Below are 13,221 nucleotides of genomic sequence, written 5' to 3'. Positions count from 1 at the left end.
ACGTTCATCGCTACCGAGAGATCGTCGAAGCCCCGGACGCGCAGGGCGCGCAGCATGGTGCAGACCTGCTCCAGGATGAAGCGCAGCAGGGATTCCGTCAGCCCGGCCATGGCCGCGGCGGCGATGAGGTCGGCCGGCGGCACCCAGCCGTGCACCGGATGCTGCCAGCGCACCAGCGCCTCCAGGCTGGTGACGCTGCGTCCGCCGTGCCCGAAGATCGGCTGGAACCAGACTTCGAGCGCGCCCTCGGCCAGGGCCTGTGAGAGGTCGCGCTCGCAGTCGCGCCGCATCTCCAGGCGCTTGCACAGGCCCTCGTCGAACAGACGGACCTGGTTCCGGCCCGAATGCTTGGCCGCGTAGAGCGCCTCGTCGGCACAGCTCAACAGGTGGGTGAGGCTGTCGGCCGGCCGGGCGCAGACGCCGGCGCTCATGCCGAGCCGGCCCGCATCGAACCCCTCGAACGGTCCGGCCACGGTCCGGACGAGGCGCTCGGCCAGGGCGATCGGGTTCTCGGCGACGTGGTTCCCGTCGAAGACGAGGGCGAACTCGTCGCCACCGAGCCGGGCGGCGTCGCAGTCCGGCGGCAGGGCGGCCCGGATGCGCCGGGCGACCTCGACGAGGACGCGGTCACCCGTGGTGTGGCCGTAGACGTCGTTGACCGACTTGAAGCCGTCGAGATCGAGCAGCATCAGGCAGACGGCGCCGCCCGCCGCCCGCCGCTCCTCCGCCCGCTGAACGAAGCCTGCCCGGTTCAGAAGGCCGGTGAGGCCGTCATGGGTCGCCCGCTCTCGCATCTCCTCGGCCAGGGCGCTCGCGCTCGCATGCGCGGCCTTGCGCGCCTCGGCCAGCGCAGCCGCCTCGTTCTTCAGGCGGCTCGTCTCGCGAAAATTCCACTCGGTCGCGACCGCGCTGCGGCTCAGGGCGGCCAGGTAGAGAAGGACGGTGGCCGCGAGGCAGATCCGGTCGAAATCCCCGGCGGCCAGCAGGCAGCCCGCGACCGAGAGAAGCGGCAGCATGATGAAGCAGATCGGAACGCGCGCGTAGGCGGTGCCGTGGGTCACCGCGCCCGCCGTGATGCCGCAGGTGACCGTGAGGTAGAACAGGGTCTGCGCCGAGGTGTAGCCGTCGCACAGCACCGGCAGCAGGGCCCAGACCGAGCCGGAGAGCAGAGCGAAGAGGCAGGCGAGGCTCAGATGCCGGTCGACCGAGCGGGCGGCCTCCTCCGCCTGGGCCGACGAAACGTCCGCCGACGCCATGAGACCCGGGCACGGCGCACGGCAAAGTCCAAACCGCAGGAGGTTGGCGGCGCTCGAGGCCGCGAACCACAGCCCGCCCGCCATGCCGTGACCGGCTTGCGCGGCCACCAGGAAGCCGGCCAGGCCGAGCAGGACGTTGACCGGCAGCGCCTGGCGCACGCTCGCGCGCACCGCTTCGAGTTGATCGCGGCGGATCAGCTTGTCGAGATGCGACCCCGTGCTCGGGTATGGGCGCATGAAGGACGAGCCTGAATCGGACGCTTCGGATTGAAGCGTACTGCCCTTACCCGCAAAAGGCGTAACAGAAGGTTGAAATCTGGCTATGCCGACCGGCCACGCCTCAAGACGGTGGAGGTTTTGTGCGTCAAGTTCTGCAAAAGGGCGGTGTTGCTGGCTTGTTGGCTTGGCGTAGGGCGAGTTTCTTGTGCTCGCGCAGGTCGTCCATGTTGAGGTAGCGGTTGGCCTCCATCCAGTTCTCGTGGGTCTCGATCGCGAGCGCCCGCACGAGGCGCCGGCAGCTTTCGGCGTTGGGGAAGATGCGCACGACGCAGGTGCGCCTGCGGATCTCCTTGAACCGTTTGGCCTGCTGCCGGTTTCACGGACACCCGGTTTAGGTGTGATGATGAAGCCGGAGGTGCTCCATGCAGCGCCGCAAGTTCGGGCGTGAGTTCAAGATCGAGGCGGTTCGACTGATCTGATCATCCCTCGGTTTGGCGGCCACGCAGGGTTAGCCGGTCATGCGCTGGTCGGCTTGTTCGGGGGTGAGGTCCCCGATGACCGAGTGCATGCGATGCCGGTTGTAGTAGCCTTCGCTGTATCCGAACACCGCCTGGCGGGCCTCGGCGTGCGTCTTCCATCGACACCGATGGACGCGTTCGACCTTCACCGCGGCATCTCCGCACAGGTGCCGACGGCTTTTTTTAGGATGGCGCGCTCCATGCGCGCACGGTCCAGCTCACGGCGCAACCGTGCGATCTCGGCTGCTTGATCCGCCGGCGACGCCATCGGCGATCCGGCTACTTCCACATCGATCTCGCCGAGGTGCACACGTCTGAAGGCCGGCTCTACCTGTTCGTGGCCATCGACCGCACGACCAAGTTCGCCTTCGTCGAGCGGCACGAGCGCGCCACGCGCCGGGTGGCGGGCGATTTCCTGCGCCACCTGATCGCGGCCGTGCCCTACCGGGTTCACACGGTGCTCACCGATAACGGCACCCACTTCACCACGCCCGGCAACGTCGCCTCGGCAGCCCCACTCATCAAGGAGGCGATCGCCGCTGGCGAGGCCTGCCGCGCCCACAGCTTCGAGTCAGCCTGCGCCCGCAACGACGTGGAGCACCGTCTGACCAAACCGCGCCATCCCTGGACGAATGTCAGGTCGAGCGAATGAACCGCACGATCAAGGACGCAGCCGTCCGGCGCTACTACTATGACGGCCATGAGCAGCTGCGCGCGCATCTGGCCGATTTCATTGCCGCCTACAACTACGGCCGCCGCCTCAAGACCTTGCGCGGGCTCACCCCGTTCGAGGCCATCTGCAAGGCATGGTCCGCTGAGCCCGGCCCCTTCAGGCTCAATCCGCTCCACCAAATACCGGGACCAAACAGCAGGGTGTGAGCTGGAAGCGCGGGTACCAAACCTAAAAAGAAAATCATGGCTTAGCCTCCGCAACTGTCATTATAAATATTTCTCAATGTAATACAATATTGTTTCAGTAATAATTTTTAAAAAATATGATTTTATAGATTAAATATCTCAATCATGTAGATTTTCAGTGATTCATGGGATGGTGCAACAACCGATGAGATCGCGCTGTTACTGACGAGCACATCATTGGCTACGGCTTCTTCACAGAAGGTCTGGGCTTCGATGAAGCAGCGCCCTGTTAGGAAGATTGCATTCCAAGTGCCTGACAAGTCGATCTCAGTCCGGCCAGACAACGTCCTTTCGACGACGCGATGCCGACAGACGCCGCGGCGCGTCATGACGTTGAGATCGGAGATCGCGCCGTTCTCCAGGCGCGCCGTCGCCACGGCGTCGGCGGGGAAGGACAAGGGGGGAGAATCGGGCGTCAGCCGATGGTGTTCCTGGCCGGCGATTTCAAGATCAAGGGATGCGCCTTCGAGGAGGCACAACGTCCGGTCAACCTCATCAAAAATCGAAAAGGGACCATCGTCCGTCACTGTCGCCATCGAGAGGCGCCAGTCGAAGTGCGCCAAATCGGATCCGGGCGGATGGACCGCGATCTCGATGGACGTGCCTCCGCCGTTCTTCCACGGCATGCGTCTCCGTTCGGCTTGTCTTAGGAGGCGCATCGCCGGGCTCCTTCGGTGATGTACGGGGCCGGTCCTCAGGGAGGCAACCCGGTGCCGGCTTTTCCGTTAGAGGATGGCCGGCAGGTTGAGGCCGTGTTCGCGCGCGCACGCGCGGGCGATCTCGTAGCCGGCATCGGCATGGCGCATCACGCCGGTTGCGGGATCGTTCCAGAGCACACGCTCCAGGCGCCGCGCCGCGTCGTCGGTGCCGTCGGCGCAGACGACCATGCCGGAATGCTGGCTGAAGCCCATGCCCACGCCCCCGCCATGGTGGAGCGAGACCCAGGTCGCACCCGACGCCGTGTTGAGCAGAGCGTTGAGGAGAGGCCAGTCGGAGACCGCATCCGAGCCGTCCTTCATCGCTTCCGTCTCGCGGTTGGGCGAGGCGACGGAGCCGGAGTCGAGATGGTCGCGGCCAATGACGATCGGTGCCTTCAACGCGCCGTTCCGCACCATCTCGTTGAAGGCAAGGCCGAGCCGATGCCGATCGCCCAGGCCGACCCAGCAGATGCGCGCCGGCAATCCCTGGAAGGCGATGCGCTCGCGCGCCATGTCCAGCCAGCGGTGGAGATGGGTGTTCTCGGGCAGAAGCTCCCGCACCTTGGCGTCGGTCCTGTAAATGTCCTCCGGATCCCCCGACAAGGCCGCCCAGCGGAACGGACCGATGCCCCGACAGAAGAGCGGGCGGATGTAGGCCGGTACGAAACCGGGGAAGTCGAAGGCGTTCCGCAGGCCCTCGTCAAGGGCGACCTGACGGATGTTGTTGCCGTAATCAAAGGTCGGGATACCTTGTGCCTGGAAGTCAAGCATCGCCTGCACATGGATCCGCATGGCGGCGCGCGAGGCGACAGCAACCGCCTTTGGATCACTCTCGCGCATCTCGCGCCACCGAGCCATCGTCCAGCCGATCGGCAGGTAGCCGTTGACGGGATCATGCGCGGAGGTCTGATCGGTGACCATGTCCGGCCGGATACCGCGCTTGACCATCTCGGGGAGGATCTCGGCGCAGTTGCCGAGGAGGGCGACGGACTTGGCCTCGCCGCCCCGGGTCCAGGCGTCGATCATCGCCATCGCCTCGTCCAGCGTCTCGGCCTTCTCATCGACATAGCGGGTGCGCAGGCGGAATTCGATGGAATCCGGGTTGCACTCGATGGCGAGACACGAGGCGCCGGCCATCACGGCCGCAAGCGGCTGGGCGCCGCCCATGCCGCCCAATCCGCCGGTCAGCACCCAACGCCCCGCAAGATCGCCGCCATAGTGCTGGCGGCCGGCCTCGACGAAGGTCTCGTAGGTGCCTTGAACGATTCCCTGCGTGCCGATGTAGATCCAGGAGCCGGCCGTCATCTGGCCGTACATCGCGAGGCCCTTCTTATCGAGCTCGTTGAAGTGGTCCCAGTGGGCCCAATGGGGAACGAGGTTGGAATTGGCGATCAAGACTCGCGGCGCATCCTTGTGCGTGCGGAACACGCCGACCGGCTTGCCGGATTGCACGATCAGCGTCTCGTCGGCTTCCAGATCCCGCAGCGATGCGACGATCCGGTCGAAATCGCCCCAACTGCGCGCGGCTCGGCCGATGCCGCCATAGACGACGAGCTCGTTGGGGTTCTCCGCGACGTCAGGGTCGAGGTTGTTCATCAGCATCCGCAGCGGCGCCTCGGTCAGCCAGGACTTCGCACTGCGCTCGGTTCCCCGCGGTGAGCGGACGGGGCGTGCATTGTGGAGGCGGTCGATCGGGCTCATCGGACGGGGCCTTGTGCAAGGGGAGCGGCAAGCGTGGGGGCGAGGGTTTCGAGGCCGGACAGGATGGTGGCGAGGAGCGCGCGCAAGCGCTCCGCCCTGCCGTCGTCGTAGGCGAACGGGGCGTGCTCGGTGGCGAGGTAGGCGGACTGGGCGATCTCCATCTGGATCGCATGCACGCCATCGGCGGGGCGTCCGTAATGCCGCGTCGTCCAACCGCCGCGGAAGCGCCCGTTGAGGATCGTGGTATAGCTGGCCTCCTCCGCTCGGCAGGCCGCCGTGACCAGGGCCTCGACGCGCGGATCGCAGGTCGCGCCGCCAGCAGTGCCGACATTGAGATCCGGAAGCACGCCGTCGAAGAGGAACGGGATGCGTGACCGGATCGAATGGCAATCGTAGAGGATCACGACGCCATGGAGGGCCTTCACACGAGCGATCTCGGCGGCGAGCGCGGCGTGATAGGGGGCGTGGAAGCGGGCCAGCCTCTCGGCGACGTCCTCCTCCGTCGGTCCCGCACTCGCATGCCAGATCGGCTCGCCGTCGAAATCCGTCTCGGGGATCAGCCCGGTGGTGTTCTGGCCCGGATACAGGCTGACTCCGCGGGGATCGCGATTGGCATCGAGGACGTAGCGGTGAAAGGTCGCGCGCACCGTGGTCAGGTTCGGGAGCAAGCCCTCGTAGAGCCGATCGATGTGCCAGTCGGTGTCGCGCAGGCGGGCACCATCGGCGTTCAGGCGGGCCGCGATGCCCGAGGGAACGTCGGTCCCCGCATGCGGCAGGCCGAGAATGATGGGGGACGAACCCCAGCGGATCTCGACGGGGTTCATGCAGAGGTCTCCTCGCCGCGGAAGAAGCGCGCGTGCAAGGGGTTGAAGCCGATGCGGTAGACGAGTTCCGCCGGCTGACCGATGTCCCAAACGGCGAGGTCGGCGGACTTGCCGGACTCGAGCGTGCCGGTCTCTCCGAGCAGGCCGAGGGCCCGCGCCGCTTCGCGCGTCACCCCTGCCAGGCACTCCGCGACGGTCATGCGGAAGAGCGTGGCGCCCATGTTCATGGTCAGAAGCAGTGAGGTGAGGGGCGAGGTGCCCGGATTGCAGTCGGTGGCGAGCGCCATCCGCGTGCCGGCGGCACGAAGCAAGTCAACCGGCGGCACCTGCGTCTCGCGAAGGAAGTAATAGGCGCCCGGCAGCAGCACGGCGACCGTACCGGCCTCGGCCATGAGCCGCGCATCCGCGGCATCGCAATATTCGAGATGATCGGCGGAGAGCGCGCCGAAGCGGGCGGCCAGCGCCGCACCGCCCGCATGCGAGAGCTGTTCGGCATGCAGCTTGACCGGCAGTCCAAGAGCCCGCGCCGCCGCGAAGACCCGCTCGATTTCGTCGGCGGAGAAAGCGATGCCCTCGCAGAAGCCGTCCACGGCATCGACCAGCCCGCGCTCCGCCGCCAGATGCAGGCCGGGGATCACCACCTCGCCGAGGTAGGCGCCGTTGCGGCCGCTGTATTCGGGCGGCGTCGCGTGGGCGGCGAGCCAGGTCGTTGCAATCCGGATCGGCCGGAGTTCGGACAGACGTCGGGCGGCGGCGAGCATCCGGAGTTCGGCCTCGATCGCGAGACCGTAGCCGGACTTGATCTCGACCGTCGTCGTCCCCTCCGCCAGGAGAGCGTCGAGGCGCGGCAGTGCGGACGCGACGAGAGCCTCGACGGAGAGCGCCCGGGTCGCCGCGATGGAGGCGACGATGCCGCCGCCCGCCCGGGCAATCTCCTCGTAAGTTGCACCGGCGAGCCGCATCTCGAACTCGCGCGCCCGGTCGCCACCATGGATGAGATGGGTGTGGCAGTCGATCGGCGCCGGGGTCACCCAACGGCCTTCGAGGTCGCGCGTCTCGGCCCCGGCGGCGCTGTGAGCCGGCAGGTCCTGCGCCGCGCCGGCGAAGGCGATGCGTCCATCCTCGATGAGGATCGCCCCGTCTTCCACGAGACCGAGGCCCGGCCGGTCAGGCGCAAGCGTGGCGAGCCGGGCCCGCGTCAGGAGCCTTTTCATGCGGTATCCTCCGCGAAGGCCGGTGTGGACAGGAGCGACGTGAGCATCGTGATATCGCGGTTGAGCGGACGGTCGTCGGCATAGGCCGGCACGAAGGCTCGGATGCGAGCCCGCAGCGCCTCGGTGCCGGGCGCGAGCTCCACGCCCGGCTGCAGGTCGTAGGCCTGCGCGGCGGCGAGAAGCTCGATGACCAGGATGTCGCGCAGGTTGTCGAGGATGGACAGCAGCTTCGTGGCCGCCGGTGTGGCGTGCGTCAGCATATCTTCCTGCAGGGCGGAGGTGATGCCGCCGCCGAGGCTCGCAGGCATCGACAGCCGATGGTTCTCGGCAACGAGCGCCGCGGCGGAGTACTGCGCGATCATGAAGCCCGAGAAAACCCCCTCTTCGGGTGCAAGGAAGGCGGGCAGGCCGCTGACGAGCGGATTGACCAGCCGGTCGATCCGTCGCTCGGAGATCGCCGCAACCTCGGCCGCCGCGACCGCGAGCGCATCCAGGGCGAGACCCAGGGCCGCCGCCACGGCATGGGCTTGCGAGCGAACCTGCGGCGCATCGGGCGTGCCGCCGATCGAGGGGTTGTCGGTGACGCTCCCGAGTTCGCTCTCGACGACGACGCGTGCGCTGGCGAGCACGTCACGCGCCGCACCATGGATCTGGGGGATCGCTCGCAAGCTGAGCGGATCCTGCGTGCGGCTTCCGGTACGCCGCCGCAGAAGCGGACTTGCGTCGAGAAGCCGACGCAAGCGCTGGCCGACCGTCTGGAGTCCGTTGGAACGGCGCAGCGACAGCGTCACCGCGTCGAAGACCCCGGCCTGCGCACCCAGGTTCTCATAGGTCATGGCCGCTGCGGCATCGGCCCAGTCGAGCAGTTCGGCGAACCGGACGAGGGCTAGGCAGGCGAGGCCGGTCGAGCAGGGGGTCCCGTTGACGAGGCTGAGACCTTCCTTGGCCTCCAGGACGAGCGGGGCGAAGCCGATCCGCGCGAGCGACTGCGCGCCGCTGATCCGCTCACCTCCGGCGATTGCCTCGCCCTGCCCGATGAGGACCAAGCCGATGGCGGCGGCGTGGGTGAGATAGCCCACCGAACCGCGCGAGGGGATGACGGGCAGGATGTCGGCATTCAGCAGCGCGACCAGGCCATCGACCACCTCGAGCCGCACGCCGGATGCGCCGCTGGCGAAGCTCGCGATCTCGGCCGCCATCACGGCTCGCGTCTCCGGCCGACCGAGCGGATCGCCGAGACCGCAGGCATGGCTGAGCAGGATGTTGCGCGACAGCGCCCGCTGTCGGGACCGGTCGATGATGACGTCGCTGAACGCACCGACGCCGGTGTTGATGCCGTAGCCGCGAATGCCCTGCTCCGAAACCGCCTCGACGATGCGCCGCCCTCGCGCAACGCGGGCGCAGGCGGTCTCCGCCAGGGCGATCTGCGCCCCGCGCGCGACGGCGACGATGCACTCTGGACTGGGCGGCCCATCGATCCGGAGGATGTCGCCGGCAGGCTCGGCGACAATCCCGACAGCAACTGGTTTCACGCGTGCAGTCTCCGAAGCGTCTTCAGGAAGGCGCGGTCGATGGCCTCGTCCGCCTCGTGCCGCCCCGCTCGGATCACGAAGCGCCCGCCGACCAGGACGTCGCGCACCACGTCGCCGCCGAGCGCAAAGAGCCAGCGGCCAAGGATGGCGTCCTCCTGCGCCGCCGCGATGAACGGGTTGGCCCCGTCGAGCACGATCAGGTCGGCCGGCGCGCCCCGCCGGAGGCCGCAGGTCCGGAGACCGGCGGCCTGCGCCCCGCCGGCGAGGGCGGCATCGAGCATCGTGCGCCCGACCGAGGCGCCGGGTCCGGCCGCCAAACGTGAGCGCCGCCGGTCCCGCAGGCGCTGGCCGTACTCGAGGAGGCGCAACTCCTCGGCAACGCTCGTCGCCACGTGGCTGTCGGTGCCGATGCCGATGCGACCGCCGGCCTCAAGGAAGGCGGTTGCGGGGAAGAGGCCGTCCCCGAGATTGGCCTCGGTCGCCGGACAGAGGCCGGCGACGGCGCCCGAGGCGGCGAGCCGGGCCGTCTCGTCCTTGTCCATGTGCGTCGCATGGATCGCGCACCAGCGATCGTCGATCGGAAGCTCGTCGAGCAGCCATTGCACCGGACGGCGCCCGCTCCAGGCGAGGCAATCGGCGACTTCCTGCTCCTGCTCGGCGACATGGATGTGGATCGGTCCGCCGGTCCGCTCGGCTTCGAGGATCGCGCGGATCTCGTCGGGCGTCGCCGCCCGCAGGGAATGGATCGCCAGACCGAGCTTCGCGTCCTGCCTCGCACAAGCCGGTGCGAGCCGTTCCAGGAGCGCGAGATAGCCGTCGACCTCGTGGAGGAACGGACGCTGGCCCTCGCCGGGTGCGATGCCGCCGAAATTCGCATGGGCGTAGAAGACGGGAAGATGCGTCAGCCCGATGCCGGCCTGCGACGCGGCGCGGAGGATCCGGAGCGAGGTTTCGGCCGGGTCGGCATACCGGTCCCCGCCGGGACCATGGTGCAGGTAATGGAACTCGGCGACGCGGGCGAAGCCGCCCTTCAGCATCTCGACATAAACCTTGGCGGCGATCGCCTCCACGTCGTCCGGGTCCACCTTGGACACGGTCCGGTACATCTGCGTCCGCCATGTCCAGAAACTGTCGTCCTCGCTGCCGGCCGTCTCCGCCAAACCTGCCATCGCGCGCTGGAAGGCGTGGGAATGGAGATTGGACAGAGCCGGCACGACCGGGCCACCGAGGCCCTGACAACCGATGGGCGATGCGCCCGGGACGATATCAGAGATGCATCCGGCACCATCGACATGAATCACGACGTCGCGCATCCAGCCCTCGGGAAGCAGGGCGGACGGGGAAAAGAGGGACCGCGGTTGCATAGGTAGGCCCGCTCCGATCAAGTTGCATATACAACATGGGGCATGTTGAGGGGAAACACAAGCCGAGGCTGGCAGCGCCATGTGGTCCGTGGCTATAAGATGCCGGAGCATACGCAGTACGGAACCGGCATGTCATCGACCGAAGCAAGTCCGAGTGAGACGCAGGATGTCGACGACCTCACGGCACCTCTATACGAGAAGCTGAAAGCCTACATACGCAGCCGCATCGAGAGCGGCGAGTTGAGCGTCGGCCATCGGGTTCCCTCGGAAAACGAATTGGTCGACAGCCTGGGCGTGAGCCGGATGACCGCCAACCGTGCCTTGCGTGAACTGGCGGCGGAGGGGCTGGTCGATCGTGTGCGGGGAAAGGGGTCGTTCGTCGCGGCGAAGAAGCGCGCCTCCCAGTTCGAAACGGTGCCGAACATCGCCGACGAAATCCGACAACGCGGCAGCCGGCACAGCGCGACCATCGTTTTCATCCAGGGAGAAGCCTGCGGGCCCGAACTGGCGGACCTGCTCGAGCTGCCGCTCGGGAGCCTTCTCTTCCACACCATTATCGTCCATCGCGAAGATGAACTCCCGATCCAGCTCGAGGATAGATTCGTCAATCCCAAGCGAGCTCCCGACTACATCCATCAAGATTTCATGACGACAACGTCGAACGCTTATCTGTCCGAGGTGGCCCCCATCGTGAAGGCTGAGCAATATGTGGAGGCCACGAACGCTTTGCCGTGGGAATGCAAGCTTCTAGCGATCTCCAAAATCGATCCCTGCCTGCTGATCAGGCGACGAACCTGGTCTGCTGAGGGGCCCGTATCAACGGTTCGTCTGCTCTATCCGGGAAGTCGATACCGCCTCCAAAGCGGGTTTTCAAAGTAACGCTATTGCATGGGCAGGACCGCCGCCGCATGTCCGCCGAAAGTCCTAAACGTTCGGGCGGACGTCATACCGGAGGTCCAACGTCCGCCGAGGAAGGGACAGCCTTCCGTACTTCCCATCGATCGGATTTTTCGACCAAGCATCGGATCGGACAAGCGGCTCACTGGCCTCCCACTGCCCCACGGTCGTGGGACGGACGCCACTGAACCGTCGTCATAGAGACCTCGTATCAAAAATAATATCCGATGTTGGTATAGAAGCTGGTCTTGAATTTGTTGTCGCCACCTGCGCCAAGACCTTGAGCGTATTGCCCAGCCCCAGTATAGGGGTCATTTCGGCCGAAACGTGCCTCGGTATAGATGTAGATTTCCGGGATCTCACGGAGCACCCAGACGCAACCGACCATGTACCGCTCGGTATCCCGGAAATCGGCGCGATCCTTGTACAGAGCGCTGTAGTTCACATAAGGTGTCAATTCCGAGAACGGACCGTGCTCGGGGGAAAGTTTATAGGACAGATCGCCGGAAACAAACCACCCTTTCGTCGCGAGATTATAGGAACCATCATAGCCGCCAACGGAAATCAGGCTGTTGGCGCCCCCGGGATTGCGCGGATCGATATCGATCCGCGCACCGAGCGTGCGCAAGGTCCATGGGCCATAGGTCCCCACGAGGTGAAGGGCCTCCTGCTGCTTCGAACCGTATTCCTGCGTATCGTAGTTGTAGATGCTCGAACGCAGGATCGAGGCGCCGACGGTAGCCGTTGCATCCCCAGAATTGAAGAAGGTATATTCACCACGACCGACGAGCATGTGCTGCTCGACATTGTTGGTCCCACCCGCGAGGTAGCCGTCTGCTTTGACGATATTGGTGGAGTAGCGGGCACTGTTGCGACTGATTCCGAAGTAATTGCCGCCATCGGACGGAAAATAACCGAATTGATAATTGAGGTCAGCTTCCGTGTGATTGTATTTCACTCCGACATTGTATAAATCTTCGATACCATTGACGAAACCGATCGTCTCGAAGAACGTCGTACTGAAGTACGGCAACAGACCGAACGGCACCTGCTGCAGGCCGATCGAGACGCTGTCGTTGGCGTTGAGCTTGACGCCCGCATAGGCGAATTGCAGGAAACTGAATTCGCCGAGATAGCCCTTGTAACCGGCCACGCGAGTGTAGGGGAAGGCACCTCCGTGGATACGGTATTGGGCCGCGCCGAAGAAGGTGCTGGAATCATAGGCGGCTTTCAGGATGAGCGTGTCGAAGCCGATATAGCTTCGGGTGTCGGGGGCACCGGTCCGTGCATTCGCCGCATCGAAGTTCACGTCGATCCGGGCTCGCAGGGCACCGCCGAAAGTCCATTTGCCGTCGAGCGCGACCGGTGGCCCGGACAGGGCCGTCGGCGTCACGGCCGCGGGAGGCGCCACGCGGATCTTCTTGCGCTTGGGTTCCGGTACGGTCACGGGTTGGGTGCGGTTCAACTGCGTCGGCTCTGCATCGAGCTCCTGCGGTTGGGCCACCACACCACTGGCCCCGCTCACGACGAGGCAGCAGCCAAGCGTCAGACTCCGCCGCCTGAAGGTCATGATCCGATTGCTCATGATGTGTCTTTCCTTCTTCAAAATCGAGGGACCATTTTCGTATTGTGTAAAATTGGCCTAATATATATTTTGACCTGACAATCGAATAAATAACTATATAAAACTGAATTATTGCTGATTTTTCTTGTGTTGTCTGATGTTGTATAATTTTTAATATAAAAAATAATCAATAGAGCTGATATTTATATTCCAATTATATATAGATATTCACAATATTTATCCCAGGCGGCGTTCGAATTCGGTATTATCAGAGGCCAAATCATTACCGCAATGCTTGGAGGCGCAACTTCAAGATTGCGAAGGCTCACTCCAAGATTGCTAGCAGTGGCATTCCGCAGCTATCTTCCGCCCGGGCTTTGTACTTGTGGACGAAGCTTGGTGACCCATCCGCATGTTGGAGAACCAGACTGTTCGGCCTCCACGACCGCAGTCGCCCCTTCTCAAGATCGGCCCGACAAATTCCGGTGCACGGTTGGTGCAGAAGGAAAAATCCCG

Annotated in this window: 9 protein-coding genes and 3 pseudogenes (1 of these 12 only partly in view); 2 read left to right on the top strand and 10 right to left on the bottom strand. The window is 65.1% G+C overall.

The features are described from left to right. The 3 genes and pseudogenes from PGN25_07980 to PGN25_07970 form a co-directional block, all read right to left on the bottom strand. On the bottom strand, positions 1-1,493 hold the 5' portion of the coding sequence (locus tag PGN25_07980; protein ID MEH3117531.1) for an EAL domain-containing protein. The gene continues 517 nt to the left of window position 1, outside the view; the window shows 1,493 of its 2,010 coding nt (coding positions 1-1,493); its start codon is at positions 1,491-1,493; the stop codon falls past the left edge of the window. A 127-nt stretch (positions 1,494-1,620) separates the two neighbouring features. Beyond that, a pseudogene (locus PGN25_07975) lies at positions 1,621-1,824 on the bottom strand (transposase). Positions 1,825-1,983: 159 nt separating this feature from the next. After that, positions 1,984-2,142 (bottom strand): annotated as a pseudogene (locus tag PGN25_07970) (IS3 family transposase). Between the two features lie 128 nt (positions 2,143-2,270). Between PGN25_07970 and PGN25_07965 the strand changes: the two are divergent. Then, positions 2,271-2,872 (top strand): annotated as a pseudogene (locus tag PGN25_07965) (integrase core domain-containing protein). A gap of 122 nt (positions 2,873-2,994) precedes the next feature. Here the strand turns inward: PGN25_07965 and PGN25_07960 are convergent. The 6 genes from PGN25_07960 to hutF all read right to left on the bottom strand — a co-directional run bounded on the left by PGN25_07960 (position 2,995) and on the right by hutF (position 10,244). Further along, positions 2,995-3,570: a HutD family protein gene (locus tag PGN25_07960; GenBank protein ID MEH3117530.1), complete on the bottom strand. Its 576-nt coding sequence runs from the start codon at positions 3,568-3,570 to the stop codon at positions 2,995-2,997. A 66-nt stretch (positions 3,571-3,636) separates the two neighbouring features. Next, positions 3,637-5,310 (bottom strand): urocanate hydratase, encoded by a 1,674-nt coding sequence (locus tag PGN25_07955; protein ID MEH3117529.1) that lies wholly within the window; start codon positions 5,308-5,310, stop codon positions 3,637-3,639. After that, a complete protein-coding gene (gene hutG, locus PGN25_07950; GenBank protein ID MEH3117528.1) occupies positions 5,307-6,134 on the bottom strand; it encodes an N-formylglutamate deformylase in 828 nt (275 codons plus the stop codon). Before hutG ends, PGN25_07955 begins: the two co-directional genes overlap by 4 nt. After that, a complete protein-coding gene (gene hutI / locus PGN25_07945) occupies positions 6,131-7,348 on the bottom strand; it encodes an imidazolonepropionase (GenBank protein ID MEH3117527.1) in 1,218 nt (405 codons plus the stop codon). The genes hutG and hutI overlap by 4 nt, the downstream gene beginning before the upstream one ends. Further along, positions 7,345-8,880, bottom strand: a complete 1,536-nt coding sequence (locus tag PGN25_07940) for a histidine ammonia-lyase (protein ID MEH3117526.1) — start codon at positions 8,878-8,880, stop codon at positions 7,345-7,347. Before PGN25_07940 ends, hutI begins: the two co-directional genes overlap by 4 nt. Beyond that, a complete protein-coding gene (gene hutF, locus PGN25_07935) occupies positions 8,877-10,244 on the bottom strand; it encodes a formimidoylglutamate deiminase (GenBank protein MEH3117525.1) in 1,368 nt (455 codons plus the stop codon). The genes PGN25_07940 and hutF overlap by 4 nt, the downstream gene beginning before the upstream one ends. Positions 10,245-10,373: 129 nt before the next feature. Between hutF and hutC the strand changes: the two genes are divergently transcribed. Next, positions 10,374-11,123: a histidine utilization repressor gene (gene hutC, locus PGN25_07930; protein MEH3117524.1), complete on the top strand. Its 750-nt coding sequence runs from the start codon at positions 10,374-10,376 to the stop codon at positions 11,121-11,123. Between the two features lie 229 nt (positions 11,124-11,352). Here the strand turns inward: hutC and PGN25_07925 are convergent, their stop codons facing one another. Continuing rightward, on the bottom strand, positions 11,353-12,726 hold the full coding sequence (locus tag PGN25_07925) for a hypothetical protein (protein ID MEH3117523.1): 1,374 nt from the start codon (positions 12,724-12,726) through the stop codon (positions 11,353-11,355). Positions 12,727-13,221: the final 495 nt, after the last annotated feature.

Origin of the sequence: Methylorubrum populi (assembly GCA_036946625.1) — a bacterium.
Taxonomy (GTDB): domain Bacteria; phylum Pseudomonadota; class Alphaproteobacteria; order Rhizobiales; family Beijerinckiaceae; genus Methylobacterium; species Methylobacterium populi_C.
Note: the sequence above shows the minus strand (reverse complement) of the source record. Positions and strands in the feature narration are given on the sequence as shown.